22 protein-coding genes are annotated in these 22,995 nt (G+C 67.2%); 14 read left to right on the top strand and 8 right to left on the bottom strand.

The window, feature by feature from the left end:
• Positions 1 to 186: 186 nt before the first annotated feature.
• Positions 187 to 864, top strand: coding sequence for a response regulator transcription factor (locus tag RAM80_RS02005; RefSeq protein WP_416424562.1), 678 nt, complete (start codon positions 187 to 189; stop codon positions 862 to 864).
• Between the two features lie 117 nt (positions 865 to 981).
• Here the strand turns inward: RAM80_RS02005 and RAM80_RS02000 are convergent, their stop codons facing one another.
• Together RAM80_RS02000 and RAM80_RS01995 are read right to left on the bottom strand one after the other, a co-directional pair.
• A complete protein-coding gene (locus tag RAM80_RS02000; protein WP_416424561.1) occupies positions 982 to 1,146 on the bottom strand; it encodes a hypothetical protein in 165 nt (54 codons plus the stop codon).
• Between the two features lie 27 nt (positions 1,147 to 1,173).
• A complete protein-coding gene (locus tag RAM80_RS01995; RefSeq protein ID WP_416424560.1) occupies positions 1,174 to 2,031 on the bottom strand; it encodes an SDR family oxidoreductase in 858 nt (285 codons plus the stop codon).
• A 230-nt stretch (positions 2,032 to 2,261) separates the two neighbouring features.
• Between RAM80_RS01995 and RAM80_RS01990 the strand changes: the two genes are divergently transcribed.
• Positions 2,262 to 3,401, top strand: coding sequence for a glutathione-independent formaldehyde dehydrogenase (locus RAM80_RS01990; RefSeq protein ID WP_416424559.1), 1,140 nt, complete (start codon positions 2,262 to 2,264; stop codon positions 3,399 to 3,401).
• A gap of 65 nt (positions 3,402 to 3,466) precedes the next feature.
• Here RAM80_RS01990 and RAM80_RS01985 read toward each other — a convergent pair whose 3' ends face one another.
• Positions 3,467 to 3,688 (bottom strand): co-regulatory protein PtrA N-terminal domain-containing protein, encoded by a 222-nt coding sequence (locus RAM80_RS01985; RefSeq protein ID WP_416424558.1) that lies wholly within the window; start codon positions 3,686 to 3,688, stop codon positions 3,467 to 3,469.
• Between the two features lie 159 nt (positions 3,689 to 3,847).
• Entirely contained in the window at positions 3,848 to 4,225 is a 378-nt protein-coding gene (crcB, locus tag RAM80_RS01980; protein ID WP_416424557.1) for a fluoride efflux transporter CrcB, read from the bottom strand.
• Between the two features lie 343 nt (positions 4,226 to 4,568).
• On the opposite strand from crcB, the gene RAM80_RS01975 reads away from it, so the two are divergent.
• The 7 genes from RAM80_RS01975 to RAM80_RS01945 all read left to right on the top strand — a co-directional run bounded on the left by RAM80_RS01975 (position 4,569) and on the right by RAM80_RS01945 (position 11,552).
• A complete protein-coding gene (locus RAM80_RS01975) occupies positions 4,569 to 6,239 on the top strand; it encodes an NAD-dependent malic enzyme (RefSeq protein ID WP_416424556.1) in 1,671 nt (556 codons plus the stop codon).
• Positions 6,240 to 6,410: 171 nt separating this feature from the next.
• Positions 6,411 to 7,628, top strand: a complete 1,218-nt coding sequence (locus RAM80_RS01970; protein WP_416424555.1) for a multidrug effflux MFS transporter — start codon at positions 6,411 to 6,413, stop codon at positions 7,626 to 7,628.
• Positions 7,629 to 7,652: 24 nt separating this feature from the next.
• Positions 7,653 to 8,417 carry an SDR family NAD(P)-dependent oxidoreductase gene (locus RAM80_RS01965; RefSeq protein ID WP_416424554.1) on the top strand — a complete coding sequence of 255 codons (765 nt, stop codon included), beginning with the start codon at positions 7,653 to 7,655 and terminating at the stop codon, positions 8,415 to 8,417.
• A 15-nt stretch (positions 8,418 to 8,432) separates the two neighbouring features.
• On the top strand, positions 8,433 to 9,146 hold the full coding sequence (locus RAM80_RS01960) for a carboxymuconolactone decarboxylase family protein (protein ID WP_416424553.1): 714 nt from the start codon (positions 8,433 to 8,435) through the stop codon (positions 9,144 to 9,146).
• 17 nt (positions 9,147 to 9,163) lie between these two features.
• Positions 9,164 to 9,643, top strand: coding sequence for a cupin domain-containing protein (locus tag RAM80_RS01955; RefSeq protein WP_416424552.1), 480 nt, complete (start codon positions 9,164 to 9,166; stop codon positions 9,641 to 9,643).
• Complete coding sequence (locus RAM80_RS01950; RefSeq protein ID WP_416424551.1) at positions 9,640 to 10,419, top strand: carboxymuconolactone decarboxylase family protein; 780 nt, start codon at positions 9,640 to 9,642, stop codon at positions 10,417 to 10,419. The genes RAM80_RS01955 and RAM80_RS01950 overlap by 4 nt, the downstream gene beginning before the upstream one ends.
• Before the next feature lie 122 nt (positions 10,420 to 10,541).
• The gene (locus tag RAM80_RS01945) at positions 10,542 to 11,552 is read left to right on the top strand and encodes an aldo/keto reductase (RefSeq protein ID WP_416424550.1); all 1,011 of its coding nucleotides are present in this window, start codon (positions 10,542 to 10,544) and stop codon (positions 11,550 to 11,552) included.
• 90 nt (positions 11,553 to 11,642) lie between these two features.
• Here RAM80_RS01945 and RAM80_RS01940 read toward each other — a convergent pair whose 3' ends face one another.
• Complete coding sequence (locus tag RAM80_RS01940) at positions 11,643 to 13,526, bottom strand: methyl-accepting chemotaxis protein (RefSeq protein WP_416424549.1); 1,884 nt, start codon at positions 13,524 to 13,526, stop codon at positions 11,643 to 11,645.
• Between the two features lie 189 nt (positions 13,527 to 13,715).
• On the opposite strand from RAM80_RS01940, the gene RAM80_RS01935 reads away from it, so the two are divergent.
• Positions 13,716 to 13,916: a hypothetical protein gene (locus tag RAM80_RS01935; RefSeq protein WP_416424548.1), complete on the top strand. Its 201-nt coding sequence runs from the start codon at positions 13,716 to 13,718 to the stop codon at positions 13,914 to 13,916.
• Positions 13,917 to 14,363: 447 nt separating this feature from the next.
• Here RAM80_RS01935 and RAM80_RS01930 read toward each other — a convergent pair whose 3' ends face one another.
• The gene (locus RAM80_RS01930) at positions 14,364 to 15,257 is read right to left on the bottom strand and encodes a LysR family transcriptional regulator (RefSeq protein WP_416424547.1); all 894 of its coding nucleotides are present in this window, start codon (positions 15,255 to 15,257) and stop codon (positions 14,364 to 14,366) included.
• Between the two features lie 103 nt (positions 15,258 to 15,360).
• On the opposite strand from RAM80_RS01930, the gene RAM80_RS01925 reads away from it, so the two are divergent.
• The 3 genes from RAM80_RS01925 (at position 15,361) to katB (ending at position 20,297) form a co-directional block, all read left to right on the top strand.
• Positions 15,361 to 16,887, top strand: coding sequence for an MFS transporter (locus RAM80_RS01925; protein ID WP_416424546.1), 1,527 nt, complete (start codon positions 15,361 to 15,363; stop codon positions 16,885 to 16,887).
• Between the two features lie 61 nt (positions 16,888 to 16,948).
• Positions 16,949 to 18,571, top strand: a complete 1,623-nt coding sequence (gene treA / locus RAM80_RS01920) for an alpha,alpha-trehalase TreA (protein ID WP_416424545.1) — start codon at positions 16,949 to 16,951, stop codon at positions 18,569 to 18,571.
• Between the two features lie 232 nt (positions 18,572 to 18,803).
• Positions 18,804 to 20,297 (top strand): catalase KatB, encoded by a 1,494-nt coding sequence (gene katB / locus RAM80_RS01915; protein WP_416427398.1) that lies wholly within the window; start codon positions 18,804 to 18,806, stop codon positions 20,295 to 20,297.
• A 72-nt stretch (positions 20,298 to 20,369) separates the two neighbouring features.
• Here the strand turns inward: katB and RAM80_RS01910 are convergent, their stop codons facing one another.
• Positions 20,370 to 21,674, bottom strand: a complete 1,305-nt coding sequence (locus RAM80_RS01910; RefSeq protein ID WP_416424544.1) for an ATP-binding protein — start codon at positions 21,672 to 21,674, stop codon at positions 20,370 to 20,372.
• The gene (locus RAM80_RS01905) at positions 21,671 to 22,411 is read right to left on the bottom strand and encodes a response regulator (protein WP_416424543.1); all 741 of its coding nucleotides are present in this window, start codon (positions 22,409 to 22,411) and stop codon (positions 21,671 to 21,673) included. Before RAM80_RS01905 ends, RAM80_RS01910 begins: the two co-directional genes overlap by 4 nt.
• 233 nt (positions 22,412 to 22,644) lie before the next feature.
• On the opposite strand from RAM80_RS01905, the gene RAM80_RS01900 reads away from it, so the two are divergent.
• Positions 22,645 to 22,914 (top strand): DUF2790 domain-containing protein, encoded by a 270-nt coding sequence (locus tag RAM80_RS01900; RefSeq protein ID WP_416424542.1) that lies wholly within the window; start codon positions 22,645 to 22,647, stop codon positions 22,912 to 22,914.
• The last annotated feature ends 81 nt before the right edge of the window (positions 22,915 to 22,995 follow it).

Genomic DNA, 22,995 nt, shown 5'->3' with positions numbered 1-22,995 from the left:
ACAGGTGATAAGTCCTTGTCTCCGCGCGGTTTTTTATTTGGATCGGGGCAGCGGTGGCAGGGTGCAAAGCGTCAATGGCGTTGTGCTAGGCTTCGAAGGTAGTCAGGAACGGCAATGTTTTGTCGACAAACCGATCGCAGGAGGGATTGTTCAAAGCCTGCGGGGGTGATCAAGGGAGGGGCACGGATGCACGTATTGATTGCAGAACACGACACACAGACACGACTCACCATCGGCAATTACCTGCGCCTGCACGGCCACCAGGCCACCTGCGTGGGCGACGGGCTGACCGGGCTGCACCTGGCGGTGACCCAGCCCTACGATGCGCTGGTGTTCAACGCGCAACTGCCCGGCATAGACGGCTACCAGGCCTGCGAGCGGCTGCGAGGAGCGGGGCGCGCGCATCTGCCGTTCGTCATCGTTGCCCAGGCCCGGGACCTGGGCGAGGTGCTGCGCGGCTTCAAGTTGGGCGCGGACGATTACCTGGCCGGGCCACTGGAGCCCAGCGAGCTGGTGGCACGCCTGACAGCCATCACCCGGCGCATGGCGCGCCTGCACACCCGGGTGCTGGAGGTCCACGACCTGACGTACGACCTGGACACCTTGCACGTCAAGCGCGGCGAGCAGGCCATAGACCTCAACCCCACCTCGCTGCACCTGCTGGAGCTGTTGATGCGCAAGAGCCCCGCCGTGGTGTCCCGGCAAGAGATGCTGGACGCGGTCTGGGAAGGCGCGCCGCGCAGCAGTGATACGTTGAGAAGCAATGTCCACCTGCTGCGCCGTGCGGTGGACAAGCCGTGCTATACGCCGCTGATCCACACCCTGCATGGCGTGGGGTATCAACTGATGTGTCGAAGCGCCTGACGGGACAAGCGCGGCGCCTGCGGCCGCTGCTACGGGGTATGCATCGCCTGCCTCGCGATCGGCGAGGCAGGCGCCCTTGTAGCAGCTGCCGCCAGGCGGCGTCAGGGCCCCACGCGGTTACGGGCGCGGTTTCGGCTGGGCCTTCTGCGCCGTGGACTGGGCCGTGGACTCGCGGTTGGGCTGGCCAGGCTTGCTGGAACGGTGGGCGTCGTTGTCGCGCTCCACTTCGCCGGGCGGTTGCGTGGCGGTGGCGTCAGGTCGGGTGTCTTTGGGCTGGCTCATCAGGTTTGCTCCTTTGTGAACAGGGGGTCACAGAATCGGCTTGCCGCCGGTGACCCCATAGCGGGTGCCGGAGATGTAGCTGCCCTCGTCCGAGGCCAGCAGCACGTAGATCGGCGCCACTTCCACCGGCTGGCCAGGGCGGCCCAGCGGCGTCTGCGCACCGAATTGGGTGACTTCCTCATCGGGCATGGTGGCGACGATCAGCGGCGTCCAGATCGGCCCCGGTGCCACGCTGTTGACCCGTATCCCGCGCTCGCCCAGCAGTTGCGCCAGGCCGGCGCTGAAGTTGGCGATGGCGCCCTTGGTGGTCGCGTAGGCCAGCAGGGTGGGCTTGGGCGTGTCGGAATTCACCGAGCTGGTGTTGATGATCGCGCTGCCCGCCGCCATGTGTGGCACGGCGGCCTGGCACAGGCGAAACATGGCGGTGATGTTGATATCGAAGGTCTTCAGCCATTCGTCGTCGGTGATGTCTTCGAAGCGCTCGTGGGTCATCTGGAAGGCCGCGTTGTTCACCAGCACGTCGATGCGGCCGAAGCGCGCCACGGTGTCATCGACCAATTGCCGGCACACGCTTTTCTGCGCCAGGTCACCGGGCAGCAGCAGGCATTGCCGGCCTGCGGCTTCGACCCAGCGCGCAGTCTCGTGGGCGTCTTCGTGTTCATCCAGATAGGCCACGGCGACGTCTGCGCCTTCCCGGGCAAAAGCGATGGCCACGGCGCGGCCGATGCCGCTGTCGGCACCGGTCACCAGGGCGATCTTGCCCACCAGCCTGCCGCTGCCCTTGTAGCTCTGCTCGCCGCAGTCGGGCGTGGGGTCCATCTGCCGTTGTGAACCGGGCACGGCCTGGGGTTGGCGGGGGAAGGGCGGTTTGGGGTAGTCGCGCATGTTCGGCTCTCCTGATGATTGAACAGGCCTGTGGTTGAGATACCGGCGCGAAGGTGAAGGTTGAGTTGGATCGTGGATTGGCGCGACGAGCGGTGTGGCTGGGATAGGCGGGGCTGCCGGACGCCGCCTTTCGTCTGCTGCTGGCGTGATCCATTGAAACGATGGCCGTGCCGCGTTGGCCTGATTCCCGTAAGCGAGTCAATTGTTCAGCCATGCCAACGGAGAACACCATGAAAGCCATCGTCTACAACGGCCCACGCGACGTCAGCGTGCAAAACGTCCCTGATGCCCGTATTGAGAAAGCCACCGACGCCCTGGTGCGTATCACCACCACCAACATCTGCGGCTCTGACCTGCACATGTACGAAGGCCGCACCTCGTTCGAGACCGGCCGGGTGTTCGGCCACGAGAACCTCGGCGAGGTGATCGAGGTGGGGCAGGGCGTGGACCGCATCAAGGTCGGCGACCGCGTGTGCCTGCCGTTCAACATCGGCTGCGGCTTCTGCGAGAACTGCGAGAAAGGCCTCACCGGCTTCTGCCTCACTGCCAACCCCGGCAACGCCGGCGCAGCGTACGGCTTTGCCGAGATGGGCCCGTACCAGGGTGGCCAGGCCGAACTGCTGCGCGTGCCGTACGCCGACTTCAACTGCCTGGTGCTACCCGAGGACGCCCAGGAGCGTGAGGACGACTACGTGATGCTGTCCGACATCTTTCCCACTGGCTGGCACGCCACCGAATTGGCCGGCCTGCTGCCGGGCGAAAGCATCGCCATTTACGGCGCCGGCCCGGTGGGATTGATGGCCGCCCATTCGGCGCTGATCAAGGGCGCGTCCCAGGTGTTCGTGGTCGACAGCCACCCCGACCGCCTGCAGTTGGCCGCGCAGATGGGCGCCACCCCCATCAATGCGCTGGAACAGGCAGCGGTCGACCAGATTCTCAACCTCACCCATGGCAAAGGCACCGACCGCGGTTGCGAATGCGTGGGCTACCAGTGTTGTGATCGTCACGGCCACGAGGCCAACCACCTGACCATGAACAACCTGGTGGCCTCCACCAAAGCCACGGGCGGCATCGGCGTGGTAGGGGTGTTCGTGCCACAGGACCCCGGCGCCAAGAGCGAATTGGCGAAGGAAGGCAAGATGGCCTTCGACTTCGGCGCGTTCTGGTTCAAGGGGCAGCAGATTCGCACGGGCCAGGCCAACGTCAAGGCCTACAACCGTCGGTTGGCGGAGCTGATCCACCATGGCCGCGCATCACCGTCGCAGATCATTTCGCATCGGCTCCCCTTGGCCGATGGGCCTGCCGCCTATGGGCATTTCGATGCGCGGGACCAGGGCTGGACCAAGGTAGTGCTCAAGCCGGCCGCCTGACCGGACGACGTCCGCCCCCTGGAACGTACTGGCCCCAGGGGGCGTTGCAGTGCGGGCAGGCACCATCAGCTGCCCGACTTGGCCGATTGCGGCGCCTGTTGCTGTTGCGCCTGGTCGTGGGCAGCGGCCACGGCGCGCTGTTGGTCCTGCACTTGCTCGTAATGCGCCATGGCGTGGTCACGCGCGGCATCCATGCGGGCCGCGACGATGTCACCGCCGCCTTCGGCCATGGCTGCAACCGAACTACCCATCAGACCTGCCAGTACCAGCATTTTCAAGATTTTCATGATTCTCTCCACTGTATTTGGCGGGCCGTTGTGGCCCGGTGAAGAGAGAATGCGGCCGGGGGCCTTTCAACGATTTCGCCGGCGCCTAAACAATTTGACAGGTGGGATGGCGTTCGCACGCCCAGGTGCAGGGTGAGCCGTTGCAGCTAGGCAGGCAAGCTAGGCCAACCGTGCCACCAGCCCGTAGCCCAGGAACGTCATCAGCAGCGACCCCAGCACGTGGGCGCTGACGGTCGCCGCCGCCCACCCCAGGCGGCCTTCCTGGAGCATGAACAGCACTTCGGCCGAGAAGGTTGAAAAGGTCGTCAGGCCGCCGCAAAAGCCTGTGGTGATCAGCAGTTTCAACGCAGGGTCGAGGTTGGGGGCGCGCATGAACAAGGCCATGGCCATGCCGATGATGAAGCCGCCGACAAGGTTTACCAGCAAGGTGCCCAGGGGCAGGTTGGGGAACAGCCCGTTGAGCTTGATTGCCAGCAGCCATCGGCCCAGGCAGCCAATGGCGCCGCCGATGGCGACGGCGAGGAAGGAACTGTACATGCGCAGGTGTCCGCAGGGGCGAGGTTTGACTGTAGCGCAATGACGCCGCCTGCGGCAGCTGAGGGCTTCCGTAGCAGCGGCCGCAGGCCGCGTCCAGGGCGCCGCGCTTTTCCTGGCACACCGCGGTGGCTCCGGACGCCGCCTGCGGCAGCTGCTACGGGGGGCTGTAGCAGCGGCCGTAGGCCGCGTCCAGGGCGCCGCGCTTTTCCTGGCACACTGTGGTGGGCCCGGACGCCGCCTGCGGCAGCTGCTACGGGGGGTTGGGTAGCAGCGTTCGCCAGATCGACTACCTTATGGTGCTGCACAGCCATTTTTCACACCTGCCTTAGAAGGAGTGCTCACCATGACCGATCACGCCAGACGCCCGTTGCTGGTGCCGTTCGCCGGCCCCACGCTTTTGGGTACGCCGCTGCTCAACAAGGGCACCGCCTTCACCGCGCAGGAGCGCGCCGAGCTGGGCTTGCAGGGCCTGCTGCCCGCCCAGGTCGAGACCATCGACGAGCAGGCGCGCCGCGCCTTCGCGCAGTTCGAGGGGTGCTCCACCGACCTTGAAAAGCACGTGCTGCTGCGCTCCATCCAGGACTTCAACGAGACCCTGTTCTACAAGCTGGTGGACGACCACCTGGACCGCATGCTGCCGATCATCTACACGCCCACGGTGGGCAAGGCGTGCCAGGAGTTCTCGCGCATCTACCGCAGCCACCGCGGCCTGTTCATCAGCATCGACGACGCCCAGCGCATCGATGAGATCCTCAACAACGTCACCAAGGACAACGTCAAGGTCATCGTGGTCAGCGACTGCGAGCGCATCCTCGGCCTGGGTGACCAGGGCGTCGGCGGCATGGGCATTCCCATCGGCAAGCTGTCGCTGTACACCGCCTGCGGTGGCATCAGCCCGGCGCACACCCTGCCGGTGGTGCTGGATGTGGGCACCAACAACCCCGAGCGCCTGGCCGACCCGCTGTACTTCGGCCTGCGCCACGAGCGGGTGCGCGGCCAGGCCTATGACGATTTCGTCCAGGCCTTCATCGACGGCGTGAAGCGCCGCTGGCCCAAGGCGATCGTGCAGTTCGAGGACTTCGCGCTGGCCCAGGCCATGCCGCTGCTGGACCGTTTCCGCGACCAGCTGTGCTGTTTCAACGATGACATCCAGGGCACCGCCGCCGTCACCGTCGGCACCCTGCTGGCAGCTTGCAAGGTCAAGGGCCAGCGCCTGGCGGACCAGGTGGTGGCGTTCGTCGGCGCCGGCTCCGCCGGCTGCGGCATTGCCGAGCAGATCATCGCCGCCATGCAGCTGGAAGGGGTGAGCGAGGCCCAGGCCCGGCGGCAGGTGTTCCTGATCAACAGCAAGGGCCTGCTCACCGACCGCCAGGCCGGCCTCTACGACTTCCAGGCGCGGCTGGCCCACCACAGCGACAGCCTGGCGGGCTGGCAGTACACCGGTGACTGGCCGTCGTTGCAGGAGGTGGTCAGCAACGCCCGGCTCAGCGTGCTGATTGGCGTGTCGGGCAAGGCCGGCCTGTTCACCCAGCAGATCATCGAGACCCTGCACCAAGGCTGCCCGCAGCCCATCGTCATGCCGCTGTCCAACCCCACCTCGCAGATCGAGGCGCACCCCAAGGACATCCTGCAATGGACCCACGGCCAGGCGCTGGTGGCCACCGGCAGCCCGTTCCTGCCGGTGGAGGTGCTGGGCAAGGTGTTCCCCATCGCCCAATGCAACAACTCCTACATCTTCCCCGGCGTCGGCCTGGGCGCCATCGTCAGCCAGGCCACGCGCATCACCGACGGCATGCTGATGGCCTCGGCCCAGGCGCTGGCCGATTGCGCGCGGGAAGGGCAGATGCTGCCGGCGCTGCGTGAAGTGCAGACGGTCAGCCAGCGCATCGCCTTCGCCGTGGCCAAGGCGGCGCAGGCCGATGGCGTGGCCGTGCCGCAGGATGATGCGAGCCTGAAGGCGGCCATCGAGGCGCAGTTCTGGCGGCCGGTGTACCGCCAGTACAAGCGCCGCTGAGCCCACGAAGTAGCCGCTGCCCCGGGCAGCGGCTACCCCGGCCAGGTGCCCCGGCGCCTGCATTGATGAGTATCACTCATCAGATCATCCCGTTTTCCCCCGGTACTCAGGCCTTCGTCCGTTGCGTAGTGTGAGCCGCATTCACGGCACCCACACCACCACGGAGCCCCCATGCGCCCATTGGCCGCCATCGCCACTGCCGACTCAGCCAACCACGGCCTGCGCACGCTGCTGATCCTCAGCGCGCTGCTGGCCTTCGCCTCGATTTCCACCGACCTCTACCTGCCGGCCATGCCGGTGATGGCCCAGGCGCTGCACGCCGACAGTGGCACCCTGGAATTGACCGTGAGCGGCTACCTGATCGGCTTCAGCCTGGGCCAGTTGTTCTGGGGGCCGTTCAGCGACCGTTTCGGCCGGCGCCTGCCGGTGGCGCTGGGCCTGGTGCTGTTCATCATCGGCTCGGCCGGCTGCGCCCTGGCCGCCGACGGCCACGCCATGATCGGCTGGCGCGTGGTGCAGGCCGTGGGCGCCTGTGCCAACGTGGTGCTGGCCCGTGCCATGGTGCGCGACCTGTACCAGGGGCGCGCGGCGGCGCAGAAGATGTCGACACTGATGACCATCATGGCCATCGCGCCGCTGGCCGGCCCGACGCTGGGCGGGCAGATCCTGCACCTGGCCTCGTGGCAGGCGATTTTCTGGGTGCTGGTGCTGGTCGGCCTGCTGACGTTGGCCAGCCTGCTGCTGTTGCCCGAGACCCTGCCGGCGTTGCGCCGCGCCCCGGCCTCGCTGGGGACGATCGTCGCCCGCTACGGCGCGCTGCTGCGCAACGCGCGCTTTCTCGCCTACGCCGCCACCGGCGGGTTCTTCTACGCCGGCACCTTCGCCTACATCGCCGGCTCGCCCTTTGCCTACATCGGCTACCACCACGTGCCCGCGCAGCTCTACGGGCTGCTGTTCGCCGCCGGCATCGTCGGCGTCATGGCCACCAACCTGGCCAACGCCCGGCTGCTTGCGCACTACCACAGCGACCACTTGCTGATGGTCGGCGCGTTGATGGCCGGTGTGGCCGGGCTGCTGGTGGCCATCAACACCTGGGCGGGCTTCGGCGGGCTGCCGCTGCTGGTGCTGGGCTGCTTCCTGTTCGCCTCGTCCACCGGCTTCGTGGTGGCCAACTCGGTGGCGGGTGCGCTGAATGGCGCCGGCCAGTTCGCCGGCTCCGCCTCGGCCCTGGCCGGGGCCATGCAATACGGCGCGGGCATCCTCGGCTCGGCCCTGGTGGCGCTGTTCGCCGACGGCACGCCGTGGCCCATGGGCGCGGTGCTGGCGCTGTGCGGCGTGGGCTGCGTGGCCAGCGCGGCCTGGGTCTTGCGCACCGCCACAACTCATTGATCCACTCCAACAGAGGTAACTTCCATGACGCTCGACTTTGACAATCAGGTGGCCCTGGTCACCGGCGCGGCCTCCGGCATCGGCCTGGCCACCGCCAAGGCGTTCGCCGCGGCAGGCGCCGCCGTGGCCCTGGCCGACAGGCACGGCGAGGCCGCCCGCGCCGTCGCCGAGCAGCTGAACGCCGCGGGCCACAAGGCCATCGCCATCGAGTGCGACGTGGCCGACATCGCCCAGGTCGAGGCGATGGTCCAGCAGACCGTCGCCGAGCTGGGCCGCCTGGACGCTGCGTTCAACAACGCCGGCATCCAGAACCTGCTCGCCGAAACCGCCGACGCCAGCGTCGAGGACTACGACCGGGTGATGGCGGTGAACCTGCGCGGCGTGTGGGCCTGCATGAAGTTCCAGCTGCAGCACATGCGCGCGCAAGGCAGCGGCAGCATCGTCAATTGCTCGTCCCTGGGCGGCCTGGTGGGCGGCGCCGAGCGCGCCAACTACCACGCGGCCAAGCACGGCGTGCTCGGCCTGACCAAGAGCGCGGCGCTGGAATACGCGGCGCGCAACATCCGTGTGAACGCCGTGTGCCCGGGGCTGATCTGGACGCCCATGGCCGACCAGATGGTGGCGAGCGGGCAGGGCGAAGCCCTGGCAGGCATGGTCAAGAGCATCCCCATGGCCCGCCACGGCCGCCCCGAAGAGATCGCCGACGCGGTGCTGTGGCTCAGCAGCCGCCGCGCCAGCTACGTCACCGGCCAGTCCATCTCGGTGGACGGCGGCTTCATCATGCGTTGATCAGAGGCAGTGAACATGACCCCGCAACACACCGATTGCCAGCCATCGCTGGACGACCTTGAAAGCGTGGCGCCTGCGCTGCGCCATTTCACCGCGACCCTGGTGCAGGGCACGCTGTGGCGCAACACCGACCTCAACCCGCGCGACCGCAGCCTGGTCACCGTGGCCGCCGCCATCGCTCGCAACCATGCAGTGCAGCTGCAACCGGCCCTTGACCAGGCCTTGCAGCATGGCGTCAAGCCGGCGGAGATTTCCGAGGTCATCACCCACCTGGCGTTCTATGCAGGCTGGGGCAATGCCTTGGCGGCGGTACTCCCGGCCAAGGCGGTGTTCGCCCGGCACGGGGTGGCTGCCGCCGACCTGCCGCCGGTGGCCTGCGAGCCGCTGCCGCTGGACGAAGCCGCCGAGCGCCAGCGCGCCACCGCCGTCAACGCCAACTTCGGCGCGGTAGCCCCAGGCGTGGTCAAGCACACCACCGACTGCCTGTTCCTCGACCTGTGGTTGCGCCCGGCCCTGGCGCCGCGCGACCGCAGCCTGGTAACGGTGACGGCGCTGGTGTGCGCCGGGCAGGTGGCCCAGGTGACCTACCACCTCAACCGCGCCATGGACAACGGCTTGACCCAGGCCCAGGCGGGCGAACTGCTGACCCAGCTGGCGTTCCACGCCGGCTGGCCGAACGTGTTCTCGGCCATGCCGGTGTTCAAGGATGTGTTTGCCAGCCGCCATTGATACTGCAGGAGTGAATCATGAGAGCACTGACGTTACTGACCGCGATGATGACCTGCACGGCGGCCCTGGCCGCTGAAAACTCCGACGAGCAGAACATGAGCATCGTCAGGAATGGCGAGCAGCCTGCGATCATGGGCGCGCCGGGCAATTTCGTCGGCAACGCGCGCATCGACCCGCTGTTCGCGGCGCGCGCGCCGTCCACGGTGTCGGCGGGGGCGGTGACGTTCCAGCCGGGTGCCCGCTCAGCCTGGCACACCCACCCCATGGGGCAGACCCTGGTGGTCACCGCCGGCACTGGCTGGATTCAACAGGAGGGCGGGCTGAAGCAGGTGATCAAGCCCGGCGACGTGATCTGGACGCCGCCCGGCGTGAAGCATTGGCACGGCGCCACGGCGACCACCGGCATGACCCATATCGCCGTCCAGGAGGCCCAGGGCGGCAAGACCGTGGAGTGGCTGGAGCCGGTGACGGACGCGCAATACGAGGCCTCGCGATGAAGCGCTTGAAGGTGGCCGCCACCGCCCTGTCACTGTTGCTGGCGGCCTGTGCCGCTCACGACAAGCCCCAAGGCCCCAGCCTGGACGATGTACGCGCCGTATCACCGGCGCTCGCCCACAACACCCAGGCGCTGCTGGGCGAGGTGTGGCGGCGCCCCGGCCTGTCGCCCCGCGACCGCAGCCTGGTGACCGTGGCGGCGCTGATTGCGCGCAACCAGCCGGCGGAGCTGGCTTTGCAGTTGAACCTGGCGCTGGACAACGGCGTCACGCCTGGCGAGTTGTCGGAGACCATCAACCACCTGGCGTTCTACAGCGGTTGGGGCACCGCCACGGCGGCGATCCCGGTCGCCCGGCAGGTGTTCGCCAGCCGCGGGATCACTGCTGCGCAGCTGCCGCCGGTGTCACCGCCGTTGCTGCCGCTGGACCAGGCTGCTGAACAGGCACGGGCAGCCTATGTCGACAAGCTGGCAGGGCCGGTGTCGCCTGGCCTGGTGCAGTACACCGGTTCGGCGCTGTTCCATGACCTGTGGCTGCGGCCCGGGCTGGCCCCCCGGGATCGGAGCCTGGTCACGGTCAGTGCGTTGATTGCCAACGGTCAGATGGGGCAATTGGCGGCCCACCTGAACCGCGCCATGGACAACGGCCTGACCCAGCCGCAGGCCGCGGAAATGCTCACGCAGCTGGCGTTCTACGCCGGGTGGCCGAACGTATTCACGGCGGTGCCGGTGGTCAACGGCGTGTTTGCCAGCCGGCAGCCCGCCCACGGCGACTCATGAGAAGGGCTCATGACTGCATCCCGTTGTCCCACCTTAATCATGACCAGTTGTTTGGTTAGCATGCTATCAAACGCGCCACGGCTTGCGTGGCGCACCGTTTCAACGCTTGAGGAGGTCTATTCATGAATTACCGCTACCTGGGCCGCAGTGCCCTGAAAGTCTCGCCCCTGTGCCTGGGCGCCATGATGTTCGGCGGCGAGACCGACGAGCCCACCTCACGCCGCATCATCGACAAGGCCGCTGCCGCCGGGGTGAACTTTATCGACACCGCTGACGCCTACCACGCGGGCCGCTCCGAGCAGATCATCGGCCGGGCCATCGCCGAACAGCGCGACCGCTGGGTGGTGGCCACCAAGTTCGGCTACCCGTCGTCCGCCACCGCCGGGCCCAACGAGCAGGGCCAGTCGCGTAAGTGGATCATGCAGAACGTGGAAGGCGCGCTGAAGCGCATGGGCACCGACTTCATTGACATCCTGTACTTCCACCGCACCCTCACCGACGCGCCGATGGAGGAGGGGCTGCGCGCGGTAGAGGACCTGATTCGCCAGGGCAAGATCCGCTACTACGGCGTGTCCAACTTCCACGCCTGGCGCATTGCCGAGATGGTGCGCATTGCTGACGCCCTGGGCATCCAGCGGCCTACCGTGAGCCAGCCGGTGTACAACATCGTCACCCGTGGCGCCGAGGTCGAGCAGCTGCCGGTGGCCGGCAACTACGGCATTGGCGTGGTGCCCTACAGCCCGCTGGCCCGTGGCGTATTAAGCGGTAAATATGGCGTTGATACGCCGCCGGCCGCCGATTCCCGCGCGGGCCGTGGCGACAAGCGCATCCAGCAGACCGAATGGCGCCCCGAGTCGTTGCGCGTGGCCCAGGCCATTGCCGACCACGCGGCGGCGCGGGGCACCACCTCGATTGCCTTTGCGATTGCCTGGGTGTTGAAAAATCAGCTGGTCAGCGCCGCCATCGCCGGGCCGCGGACCGAGGCCCATTGGGACAGCTACATGCAGGCGCTGGCGCTTGAATTGGGGCCGGACGACGAGCAGTTGGTGGACAGCCTGGTGGTGCCAGGGCATGCCTCGACCCATGGCTTTACCGACCCTAATTACCCGGTGGAAGGGCGCTGCGTGCGGTAAAGATTGCGTCGGGGCCGGACGCAGCCTGCGGCAGCTGCTACGCAAAGCGGGTGTAGCAGCGGCCGCAGGCCGCGTCCCCAGGCGCCGCGGTCAAAGAATAAACCGCGCCACCTTGCCGTTCAGGTCGCTGGCATGTTCCTGCAGCGAGCGCGACTGTTTCTCGGCGTCCAGCGAGCCTTCCACCAGGTCCTCGCCCAGGGTCTTGATGGTGACCACGTTGCGGGTGATTTCCTCGGTCACCGAGGACTGTTCCTCGGCGGCGGAGGCGATCTGCTGGGACATGCCGGAGATCTCGCTGGCCGCCTCGGTGATCTCCTCGAGCGAGGCGTAGGCCTGCTGGGCGTCGGCGACGCTGCGTTCGGCCAGGCCGGTGCTGTTGGCCATGCGTTCCACGGCGTCGTCGGTGATGCGCTGGATGTTGCTGACCGTGGCCTGGATCGACTTGGTCGACTCCTGGGTACGCTGGGACAGCATGCGCACCTCGTCGGCCACCACCGCGAAGCCACGGCCGTGCTCGCCGGCGCGGGCCGCTTCGATGGCGGCGTTAAGCGCCAGCAGGTTGGTCTGCTCGGCCACGCTCTGGATGCTGGTGAGCACGCTGGTGATGGACTGCGAGTACTCGCTCAGCTCGTTGACCACCCGCGTGGCAGCGCTGATTTCGCTGGACAGGTCGACGATCGAGCCCTGGGTCTTGCGCACCAGTTCCAGGCCTTTCAGGCTGCTGACCGACGACTGCTGTGCCGACACCGCGGTGCGTTCGGCGTTGCCGGCGATTTCCTGGGTGGCAGAGGCCATTTCGGTGACGGCGGTGGCCACCAGGGTCAGTTCCTGTTGCAGGCGTTCCAGGCTCTGGGCGGCGTCGCTGCTGCGGTTGAGCACGCTGGTGGACTCCTGGCCGATCTCCACGGCCTGGTGGCGCACGTGGCCGATCAGGGTGTGCAGGCTGCCGACGAACTGGTTGAAGTGCCGGCCCAGGTCGCCCACCTCGTCGTCGGACTGCTGGGCGATGCGCTGGGTCAGGTCGCCGTCGCCGCTGGCGATCACCTGCAGGCCACGGGACATGGCGCCCAGCGGGCGCAGCAGCCACACGCACAGGGCGTTGACCACCAACAGCGACAGCACCAGGATCACCACCAGGGTGCCCAGGGCCACCCACAGGCTGCGGTGCAGCGGGGCCAGCAGCACGTCGTTGTCCAGCACCAGCACCAGCTTCTCGTGCTGGTGTTCGATAGGCATCACGTACAGGCGCTCGCCCTTGTCATCGATCAGGAACTTCTCGCCATCGCTGGCCGCCAGCGACTGCAGGGTGGCGCTGGTGAGGGCGGGGTAGAGGCTGTCGACCGGCTTGTCCAGGGCGTTTTTATCGTTATGGCCGAGGATGATGCCGTCGTGGTCGACGAAGAACGCCGAGCCGTTGCCCGGCAGCTTGATCTGTTTCAGCTGGCCGAGGATCTCGCCCATGCTGACGTCGGCGCCCAGCACCCCCAGGGTGCTGCCGTTGCGCGCCAGCACCTTGCCCAGGGACAGCACGTAGCTTTGCGTGGCGGCGGCCACCGACGGCGTCGAGAAGTACACCTCGCCCGGTGCCAGCAGGGCCTGCTGGTACCACTTCCACTTGCGCGGGTCGTTGTTGTCGGGCGGCAGGGTGGCGCCGTTGGCGTTGATCTGGCTGCCGTCGGGGCGGGCCAGGAACACGTTGTCGAAACCGCCGGAGACCTTGGCCTGCTGCAGCTGTGCCAGCAGCGTGTCGTCACTGGCGCCGGCCACCACCGAGGCCATGGCCATCTGCTTGCTGGTCAGCCAGTAATTGACGTTGGCGGCGAACACCTTGCCGGTGTTGCTTACCTGTTGGGCGATGCCGGTTTCAATGTTGTCGCGGCTTTCCACGTAGTGCAGCGCGGTCAGGCTGCAGCCGACCAACAGCAGCGCGACGCTGGCCGACAGGGCCAGTTTTTTTCCTAGGGTCAACTTCATAGAGCACCTTGCTTGGCAGTGCGAACGTGAACGCGAAGCGCATTCAGGGGTTCGTTAGGAAGCTATCGGCATCCCCAGGCAGGACTGAAGGCCACTGGTCAGACTTTTTGTAACCGGTTTCAGTGGCGAATTTGCGGGCGATGTGCGAGGTCTATGCTTGCAGGTACGCATCTGCACGAGGAATCGACCATGAAGCCTGCCCCTCGCACCCTGATCAGCCGCGAACCCTGGTGGGCACGGCCGCCTGCGCCCGGGCAGGACGAGAGCACCTGCGACTGGGGCTGGCTGGAGGTGTACTCCGACCGCACGTTCCGCTTTGACCCGGTGCGGCCCACCGACGAGGAAATTCGCAACCGCAAGGGCTGCCGGGTGGCGCAGGAACCCCACTGACCCCCGTAGCAGCTGCCGCAGGCTGCGTCCTGGCCAACGCGTTTCAGCAGGCACGCCGCCGGACGCAGCCTTCGGCAGCTGCTACGCGAATGCGGATACCCCGTGGACCGCGTCGCCTGCATCGCGGCCAAGGCCGGCTCCTACCACGAATAGTGTAGGAGCCGACTTTAGTCGCGATGCAGACGACGCCATTCCAAGACGGTTGCTGCTACGCGAAATCCTGCACACATCGCACCTGTAGCAGCGGCTGAAGGCCGCGTCCTGGAGCAACGCAGGACCGCCGCCGGACGCAGCCTTCGGCAGCTGCTACGCGAATGCGGATACCCCATGGACCGCGTCGCCTGCATCGCGGCCAAGGCCGGCTCCTACCACGTACGGCGTAGGAGCCGACTTTAGTCGCGATGCAGACGACGCCATTTCAAGACAGTTGCTGCTACGGGGCTGCGGTTAGGGGCCCAGTACCAGGTGCTCGGCGAGGAAATCGATGAACGCGCGCAGCTTGGGCAACGGCTGCCGGCTGCCCGGCCACAGCAGCGAAAACGTGCCGCCGGCCACCAGGCGCTCATCGAGAATGCTCACCAGGCTGCCGTCGCGCAGGTACTGCCCCACGGCGAAGTCCGGCAGGTAGGCCACCCCCAAGCCGCCCACGGCCGCGCCGATCAGCGCCTCGACGTTGTTGAAGGTCAACGTGCCCGGCAGCTCCAGTGGCGGCAGGCCTGCGCGGCCCTCGAAGGTCCAGGGCTGCAGCTGGCCGTTGCTGTGGAAGCGGTAGAACAGGCAGGCATGGTCGCGCAGTTGTTCCGGCGTGGTGGGGATGCCGCGCGTGGCGAAATAGCCGGGCGCGCCCACCAGGATCAGGCGGAAGGCCCCCAGGGTGCGAGCCCTCAGGCGCGAGTCTAGGACGTCGCCACTGCGGATCACGGCGTCCATGCCCTCGGCGATCACGTCGACCATGCGGTCGCTGAAGTCCAGGTCCAGCTCGATCTCGGGGTAGCGGCGGGTAAATTCCGGCAGGATCGGCAACAGCATGCGATAGCCCAGCGCCGGCAGGCTGATGCGCAGCCGGCCGCGGGGCACTTCGCGTTGCCGTGACAGCTCGGCCTGGGCCTCTTCCAGTTCCGCCACCACGCGGCTGCAGCGGGCGTAGAACAGCTCGCCGGCCTCGGTGAGGCTGATGTGCCGGGTGCTGCGGTTGAGCAGGCGCACGCCCAGGCTCTCTTCCAGCCGGGCAATGCTCTTGCCCACTGCCGAGGCGGAGATTTCCAGGCGCTGGGCGGCAGCGACGAAGCTGCGCAGCTCGGCGGCGCGGACGAAAGCGGTCAGGCCGCTGAGGCTTTCCATAAGCACCCTTTGCGGACATTTTGTCCGGTTAGACGGGACGGCTGGCCTGTTTTTCCCAGGATCCCCGCCATCCTATCCTCGGGCCTTCGCTAATGGCTACAGGATGTTTCCCATGACAGCTCTCCACCCTTCGACTGCGCGTTACGGCCTGCTGGCCGTGTGCCTGGCCGGGATAATCTTGCCGCTGAGCTTCTCCGCCGGGGCCATCGCCACCCCGGCCATCGGCCACGACCTGGGCGGCAGCCCGCTGGCCCTGGCGTGGATCACCAACGCCTTCATGCTGACCTTCGGCAGCCTGCTGCTGGCGGCCGGTACCTTGGCCGATACCTACGGCCGCCGGCGTCTGTTCGTCGGCGGCGTGGCCCTGTATGTGCTGGTGTCGCTGGCCCTGGGCGCGGCGCCCAGCGTGGCCGTGCTGGATGTGCTGCGCGGCCTGCAGGGGGTGGCGGCGGCCGCAGCGCTGGCGGGTGGCTCGGCCGCGCTGGCGGACCTGTTCGACGGCCCGGCGCGCACCCGTGCCTACAGTGCGCTGGGCACCAGCTTCGGCGTGGGCCTGGCGCTGGGGCCGATGCTGTCGGGCTGGCTGATCAGCCAGTGGGGCTGGCGCGCGGTATTCTTCAGCGCCGCGCTGATCGGCGCGCTGGCCCTGGTGCTGGGCCGTCGCTACTTGCGCGAGTCCCGCGACCCGGCGGCCGGGCGCCTGGATGGGCTGGCCACGCTGCTGTTCAGCAGCGCCCTGGGGCTGTTGACCTGGGCGATCATGCAGGTGCCGGTCAGCGGCTGGGCCAGCACCCCGGTGCTGGCGAAGCTGGCGGCGGCCGCGTTGCTGCTGGCGGCGTTCGGCGCCGGCCAGCGTCGCGCCACGCGGCCGATGCTGGACCTGACGCTGTTCCGCTACCCACGCTTCCTCGGCGTGCAGCTGCTGCCCATCGCCACCTGCTACTGCTTCGTGGTGCTGCTGGTGGCGCTGCCCCTGCGTTTCGTCGGCATCGAGGGCCGCAGCGAACTCGACGCCGGCCTGGCCATGCTGGCCCTGTGCGCGCCGATGCTGGTGGTGCCGGGCGTGGCGGCGTGGTTGACCCGCTTTGCCTCCGCCGGAGTGATCTGCGCCCTGGGGCTGGCCATTGCCGCGGCAGGCCTGTGGTGGCTGGGGCGCATCGCGCCAGGGCAGGGTGCCGGTGCCTGGGTGGCGCCGATGCTGGTGATCGGTGTCGGCACGGGCCTGCCGTGGGGGCTGATGGACGGCCTGTCGGTGAGCGTGGTGCCCAAGGAGCGCGCCGGCATGGCCACGGGCATCTTCAGCACCACGCGGGTGGCAGGCGAGGGCATTGCACTGGCGGTAGTGACGGCGGTGAACAGCGGCTTGATTGCCCGGCAGTTGCCGCCGGCGCAGCCTGAGGCGCTGACCCGCGCTGCGCAGTACCTGGGCGCCGGCGACCTGCGCCAGGCCGTGCTGGCCTTGCCCCAGGTGCCCCGTGCGGCGCTGGTGCAGGCGGCGGCCAGCGCCTTCACCGAGCTGACCTGGGTGCTGATGGCCATCACTCTGGTGTCGGCCGCCGTGGTGCTGTTGTTCCTGGGTGAACGCCAGCGGCTGGACGCAACCGAGGTCGTGGCTGTCGAATCCGACTGAACCTGCACGCGCGCCGGGCGGTCACTTGCATGTTGCCAACGACCCGACAAGGAGTCTGCCCATGCGACCTCTGCACTTTACCAGCCTGACCTGCGCCGCCCTGCTGGTGGCCGCCTGTTCCACCCAGCCCGGCGCCATGTGGGGCGCCAACGATGCGGCCAACCGCCAGGCGTTGCCGCCCGACCAGGCCTACCCGGAGCTGTTCGAGGCGGTGCAGCGCGGCCAGGTGTTCACCGACCAGAAGCACTTCGTCGATGCCCTGCCCAAGCGTGACCCGGCGCGTATCCGCGCTGACTACCTGGCCCAGCGCGAGCGCTCGGGCTTCGACCTGAAGGCTTTCGTCAGCGCCAACTTCATCGAGTCCGGCGAAGCCGACAGCCCGGCGCCGAAACCCGGCGCGCCGATCAAGGAACACATCGACAAGCTGTGGCCGGTGCTCAGCCGCAGCTACAGCGAGGTGCCGCAATACAGCAGCCTGCTGCCGCTGCCGCAGCCCTACGTGGTGCCCGGCGGGCGCTTCCGCGAGATGTATTACTGGGACTCGTACTTCACCATGCTGGGCCTGGAGCAGAGCGGCGACAAGGCCCAGGTGCGGCAGATGGTCGACAACTTCGCCTACATGATCGACACCTACGGCCACATTCCCAACGGCAACCGCACCTACTACCTGAGCCGCTCGCAGCCGCCGTTCTTCGCCTACATGGTGGACCTGGAAGCGCGTATCGAAGGCGACCAGGCCTACGGTCGCTACCTGCCACAACTGCAGAAGGAATACGCCTACTGGATGCAGGGCGCCCAGGCGCTCAAGCCCGGCCAGGCCATCGAGCACGTGGTGAAGCTGCCGGACGGCAGCCTGTTCAACCGCTACTGGGACGCCAGCGCCACGCCGCGCCAGGAGTCCTGGCTGCAGGACGTGAAGACCGCCGAGCAGGCCGCCGGCCAGCCCAAGGAGCAGGTGTGGCGTGACCTGCGCGCCGGCGCCGAAAGCGGCTGGGACTTCAGCTCGCGCTGGCTGGGCGACGGCAAGAGCCTGGCGACCATCCGCACCACCTCGATTGTGCCGGTGGACCTCAACAGCCTGATGTACCACCTGGAAAAAACCATCGCCAAGGCCTGCCAGGCCACCGCCGACAGCGCCTGCACGCAAAGCTTCGAGCAGCGCGCGCAGCAGCGCCAGGTGGCCATCGAGGCGCACCTGTGGAACAGCGCCGGCGGCTACTACGTGGACTACGACTGGCGCGCCCAGCAGCCGCGCCCAGCCCTGACCGCGGCGGCGCTGTTTCCGCTGTACACCGGCCTTGCCTCCGACGCCCACGCCAAGGCCACCGCCGCCGCGGTACGCAATGGCCTGCTGCGCCCCGGCGGCATAGCCACTACCCAGGTCAGCAACGGCCAGCAGTGGGACGAACCCAATGGCTGGGCGCCACTGCAGTGGGTGGCGGTGCAGGGCCTGAGCCGTTACCAGGAAACCGGCCTGGCCACGCAGATCGGCACGCGCTTCCTGCACCAGGTGCAGGACCTGTACAGCGTGCAGTCCAAACTGGTGGAAAAGTATGACCTGTCGGGGTTGGGCCAGGGCGGCGGCGGGGGTGAGTACGCGTTGCAGGACGGCTTCGGTTGGACCAACGGCGTGACCCTTAAACTGTTGCAAAAGTACTCGACGGCTTACACCGCCGGTAAATAGACCGCTTGGTCTGTGGGGGCTGGCTTGCCAGCGGGTTTGTTGGCTGCGCCGCAAAAACTCGCTGGCAAGCCAGCTCCCACAGGGCTAGGAAATTTTTCTCAATGAGGCCCATAGGCTCTTACAATTTACGCATCCGGTTACTCCCTCTCTAGGCTCTACTGGCTCTTCACATCATAAGATCCATGAGGGATTAACCATGAAAATCAAGACCTTATCTGGCCATGCCCTAAGCATGACCGCCTGGGCCGTGCTGGCCTGTTCACCGGCGTTCGCCGACACCCTGACCCGCGACAACGGCGCCGCCGTGGGCGACAACCAGAACTCCCAGACCGCCGGCCCCAACGGCCCGACGCTGCTGCAGGACGTGCAGCTGTTGCAGAAACTCCAGCGCTTTGACCGCGAGCGCATTCCCGAGCGCGTGGTGCATGCCCGTGGCACCGGGGTGCACGGTGAGTTCGTCGCCACCAGCAACATCAGCGCGCTGAGCAAGGCCACGGTGTTCCGCCAGGGCGAACACACCCCGGTGTTCGTGCGTTTCTCGTCGGTGGTGCACGGCAACCACTCGCCCGAAACCCTGCGCGACCCCCGCGGTTTCGCCACCAAGTTCTACACCGCCGACGGCAACTGGGACCTGGTGGGTAACAACTTCCCGACCTTCTTCATCCGCGACGCCATCAAATTCCCGGACATGGTTCACGCCTTCAAGCCCGACCCGCGCACCAACCTGGACGATGACTCGCGCCGCTTCGATTTCTTCTCCCACGTGCCCGAGGCCACCCGCACCCTGACCCTGCTGTACTCCAACGAAGGCACCCCGGCCGGCTACCGCTTCATGGACGGCAACAGCGTGCACGCCTACAAGCTGGTGAACGCCAAGGGCGAGGTGCACTACGTGAAGTTCCACTGGAAGAGCCTGCAGGGCATCAAGAACCTCGACCCGGCCCAGGTGGCGCAGGTGCAGGCCAAGGACTACGCGCACATGACCCACGACCTGGTCAGTGCCATCAACCAGGGCGATTTCCCCAAGTGGGACCTGTATATCCAGGTGCTCAAGCCCCAGGACCTGGCCAAGTACGACTTCGACCCGTTGGACGCCACCAAGATCTGGCCCGACGTGCCCGAGCAGAAGATCGGCCAGATGACCTTGAACAAAAACGTCGACAACTACTTCCAGGAGACCGAGCAGGTGGCCATGGCACCGTCGAACCTGGTGCCCGGCATCGAGCCCTCCGAGGACCGCCTGCTGCAGGGCCGCCTGTTCTCCTACGCCGACACGCAGATGCACCGCCTGGGCCCTAATGGCCTGAGCCTGCCGGTGAACCAGCCGCGCAACCCGGTCAACAACGGCAACCAGGACGGCGCCATGAACAGCGGCCGCACGCTGGGCGGGGTGAATTACGAGCCCAGCCGCCTGAACCCACGCCCGGCCGACCCGAACGCGCGCTACAGCCAGACGCCCCTGGGCGGCAGCACCCAGCAGGCGAAGATCCAGCGCGAGCAGAACTTCAAGCAGACCGGCGAGTTGTACCGTTCCTACAGCGCCAAGGAGCAGCACGACCTGATTCAAAGCTTTGGTGAGTCGCTGGCGGGTACCGATGCCGAAAGCAAGGACATCATGCTGTCGTACCTGTACAAGGCCGATCCGGCCTATGGCACGGGCGTGGCGAAAGTGGCGGGCGGTGACCTGGCCAAGGTCAAGGCGCTGGCGGCGCAGTTGAGCGATTGACCTGTGCGGCCTCCGGGACGCGGCCTGCGGGAATTCACCCCGTAGCAGCTGCCGCAGGCTGCGTCCCGGCACCTAGGCCGGCAAATGCAACTGCGCGCACAACCCGCCGCTGGTGCGGTTGCTCAGGGTCAGGGTGCCGCCAATGGCCAGGGTCAGCTGGTGGGCAATGGCCAGGCCCAGGCCGGTGCCGCCGGTGTCGCGGTTGCGCGAGTTTTCCAGGCGGTAGAAGGGCTTGAACACCTCCTGCAGCTGCTCCTCGGCAATGCCGGGGCCGTTGTCCAGCACGTCGATGGTCACGCTGCCATCGGCGGCGCGGACGCTGCCCAGGCTGACGTCGCCGGCAAATTTCAAGGCGTTGTCCACCAGATTCGAGAGGATGCGCCGCAACGCCTGGGGCCGGGTGTCGATCTGCGCCAGGCTGTTGCCCGCCAGGGTCACCGGTTGGTTGACGTCCTGGTAGTCGAACACCAGGCTTTGCAGGAAGGCGTCGACGTCGATGCGGCAGCTGGCCTCGGTAGCGCCATGAAGGGTGCGGGCGTAGGCGACGCCCTCGCGCACCAGGTGTTCCATCTCACTCAGGTCGTGCCACAGCTTGTCCTTCTCCACGCCGTCGTCCATGAATTCGGCCCGCAGCTTCATGCGCGTCAGCGGTGTCTGCAGGTCGTGGCTGATGGCGCCCAGCAGCTGCATGCGTTCCTTGAGGTAGGCGGCGATGCGGTCCTGCATGGCGTTGAACGCCGAGGCCGCGTGGGTGACCTCCATGGGGCCGCTTTCGTCCAGGCGCTGGCCGCTGCTGTTGGGGTCCAGGGCCTCGGCGGCGCTGGCCAGGCGGGTCAACGGCCGGGTGGCCATGCGCACCGCGGCCCAGGTGCAGGCCCACACCACGGCCAGCTGGATCAGCAGCATGATCGGCAGCCACTGGGGAATGGGCATGGAGGAGGGGTGTACGTCGATGGTCACCGGCGTGCCGTCGTTCAGGCGCAGGTGGGCCTGGAAGGTTTCGCGCGGGTCCACCGTGTGGGTGAAGCGCAGGCCGTGGCTGTTGTTCAGCCCGGTGAGAATGGCCTGGCCGGCGTGGGGCAGGCGCTGCACGGGCAACGGCTGGCCGCCGCTGCCGTCGCCCAGCTCGAAGCGGTACACCTGGCGCTCCAGGCGCGGTATCCACTCGGCGCGCTGGTCGGCGGGCAGGTGGTCGAGGATCGCCACGCCGGTGGCCACGTCGCGCTCCATGGTCTTGTGCATCATCGACTCGGAGCTCAGGTAGCGCTCCCAGTACTGGGCGCCGAACGACAGCCCATAGGCCAGCACCAGCCCGGCGAGGAAAATCAGCGACAGCCGCGAGGCCAGGGTGCGCGGCCACGGGAACCAGGTCCTCATGCCGGCGCCCCGAGCACTTGCACCGGCATGGAGAACACGTAGCCTTCGCTGCGCACGGTCTTGATATAGGCCGGCTCGCGGGCGTCATCCAGCAGGCGCTGGCGCAGGCGGCTGACCAGCAGGTCGATGGAACGGTCGAACAGGTCGGCGTCGCGGCCCTGGGTCAGGTTCAGCAGCTGGTCGCGGTTGAGCACCCGCTGCGGGTGGTCGAGAAACACCCGCAGCAGCCGGTATTCGGCGCCGCTCAGGGCCACCAGGGTGTCCTCGGCGTCCAGCAGGTGGCGGGCGCTGGTGTCCAGCCGCCATTGGCCGAACGCCAGCAACCGGCCGGCCTCCGTGACCTGCAGGTTGGGCGGCAGCATGCGCGTGCGGCGCAGCACGGCGTTGATGCGTGCCAGCAGTTCGCGAGCGGCGAAGGGCTTGGTCAGGTAGTCGTCGGCGCCCATCTCCAGGCCGATGATGCGGTCGGTCTCGTCGTTGCGGGCAGTCAGCATCAGCACCGGGATGGCCTTGTGCTTGCCGGCGCGCAGCTCCCGGCACAGCAGCAGGCCGTCGTCGCCCGGCATCATGATGTCCAGCACGATCAAGTCCACCGGGGTGTCGTCAAGCACGCCACGCATCTGCCGGCCATCGCCGGCGACACTGGTGCGCAGGCCGTTCTTCTGCAGGTAGTTGCCCACCAGCTCACGGATCTCGCGATCGTCGTCGACGATCAGAATGTGGTCCACATGCTCCATGACAGCTCCTCGTTGGGCGGTTGCCGGCATTCTACCCAGCGCGACGGCCTTTGCTTGTCCGGCTTTGTATTGCAGTGTATCTGCCGCCACGCCAGACACACAGTGGTGCAAAACCCCTGTTTTCGGGGCTTTGCGTGACACATTGCAGATACCCCCAAGGCATTCAATAGCACCACGGCCACCCAACAGCAGTGGCCACCTTACTAGCCAATTGAATGCTTGAGGGCACCACCATGAACCTGCACATCAAAACCATCAGCGCCATTGCCGTGTTCGCCGCCGCCAGCTTCGGCGCCGTTGCCGCCCAGGCCGCCACCGCCCCGATCCAGGACACCTACCACTACGGCCAGCACATGGACATCCAGAAAGTGTTGGCCGACAACGCCGACAATTCCCTGACCTGCCAGGTGGTGGGCGCACACATGACCTACCTGGACTCGCACAACCAGGAACACGTGCTCAACTACCGCCGCATGGCCGAAGCCTGCAACCTGGGAGATTGAACCGCAGTTGAACGGTAGACGAACAGGCGTAAAGACTCGGTAAAAGCGGTTGCCAAGGTCCCGCGGTTGGGAGGATTCTTG

The sequence above is a fragment of the Pseudomonas sp. App30 genome, assembly GCF_047947025.1.
Lineage (GTDB): Bacteria > Pseudomonadota > Gammaproteobacteria > Pseudomonadales > Pseudomonadaceae > Aquipseudomonas.
This window is presented reverse-complemented; position numbering and strand designations above follow the sequence as displayed.

Bases quoted from the DNA above. Each gene is read 5' to 3' on its own strand.
- RAM80_RS02005 (WP_416424562.1), top strand. From the start codon at position 187: ATGCACGTATTGATTGCAGAACACGACACACAGACACGACTCACCATC.
- RAM80_RS02000 (WP_416424561.1), bottom strand. From the start codon at position 1,146: ATGAGCCAGCCCAAAGACACCCGACCTGACGCCACCGCCACGCAACCG.
- RAM80_RS01995 (WP_416424560.1), bottom strand. From the start codon at position 2,031: ATGCGCGACTACCCCAAACCGCCCTTCCCCCGCCAACCCCAGGCCGTG.
- RAM80_RS01990 (WP_416424559.1), top strand. From the start codon at position 2,262: ATGAAAGCCATCGTCTACAACGGCCCACGCGACGTCAGCGTGCAAAAC.
- RAM80_RS01985 (WP_416424558.1), bottom strand. From the start codon at position 3,688: ATGAAAATCTTGAAAATGCTGGTACTGGCAGGTCTGATGGGTAGTTCG.
- crcB (WP_416424557.1), bottom strand. From the start codon at position 4,225: ATGTACAGTTCCTTCCTCGCCGTCGCCATCGGCGGCGCCATTGGCTGC.
- RAM80_RS01975 (WP_416424556.1), top strand. From the start codon at position 4,569: ATGACCGATCACGCCAGACGCCCGTTGCTGGTGCCGTTCGCCGGCCCC.
- RAM80_RS01970 (WP_416424555.1), top strand. From the start codon at position 6,411: ATGCGCCCATTGGCCGCCATCGCCACTGCCGACTCAGCCAACCACGGC.
- RAM80_RS01965 (WP_416424554.1), top strand. From the start codon at position 7,653: ATGACGCTCGACTTTGACAATCAGGTGGCCCTGGTCACCGGCGCGGCC.
- RAM80_RS01960 (WP_416424553.1), top strand. From the start codon at position 8,433: ATGACCCCGCAACACACCGATTGCCAGCCATCGCTGGACGACCTTGAA.
- RAM80_RS01955 (WP_416424552.1), top strand. From the start codon at position 9,164: ATGAGAGCACTGACGTTACTGACCGCGATGATGACCTGCACGGCGGCC.
- RAM80_RS01950 (WP_416424551.1), top strand. From the start codon at position 9,640: ATGAAGCGCTTGAAGGTGGCCGCCACCGCCCTGTCACTGTTGCTGGCG.
- RAM80_RS01945 (WP_416424550.1), top strand. From the start codon at position 10,542: ATGAATTACCGCTACCTGGGCCGCAGTGCCCTGAAAGTCTCGCCCCTG.
- RAM80_RS01940 (WP_416424549.1), bottom strand. From the start codon at position 13,526: ATGAAGTTGACCCTAGGAAAAAAACTGGCCCTGTCGGCCAGCGTCGCG.
- RAM80_RS01935 (WP_416424548.1), top strand. From the start codon at position 13,716: ATGAAGCCTGCCCCTCGCACCCTGATCAGCCGCGAACCCTGGTGGGCA.
- RAM80_RS01930 (WP_416424547.1), bottom strand. From the start codon at position 15,257: ATGGAAAGCCTCAGCGGCCTGACCGCTTTCGTCCGCGCCGCCGAGCTG.
- RAM80_RS01925 (WP_416424546.1), top strand. From the start codon at position 15,361: ATGTTTCCCATGACAGCTCTCCACCCTTCGACTGCGCGTTACGGCCTG.
- treA (WP_416424545.1), top strand. From the start codon at position 16,949: ATGCGACCTCTGCACTTTACCAGCCTGACCTGCGCCGCCCTGCTGGTG.
- katB (WP_416427398.1), top strand. From the start codon at position 18,804: ATGACCGCCTGGGCCGTGCTGGCCTGTTCACCGGCGTTCGCCGACACC.
- RAM80_RS01910 (WP_416424544.1), bottom strand. From the start codon at position 21,674: ATGAGGACCTGGTTCCCGTGGCCGCGCACCCTGGCCTCGCGGCTGTCG.
- RAM80_RS01905 (WP_416424543.1), bottom strand. From the start codon at position 22,411: ATGGAGCATGTGGACCACATTCTGATCGTCGACGACGATCGCGAGATC.
- RAM80_RS01900 (WP_416424542.1), top strand. From the start codon at position 22,645: ATGAACCTGCACATCAAAACCATCAGCGCCATTGCCGTGTTCGCCGCC.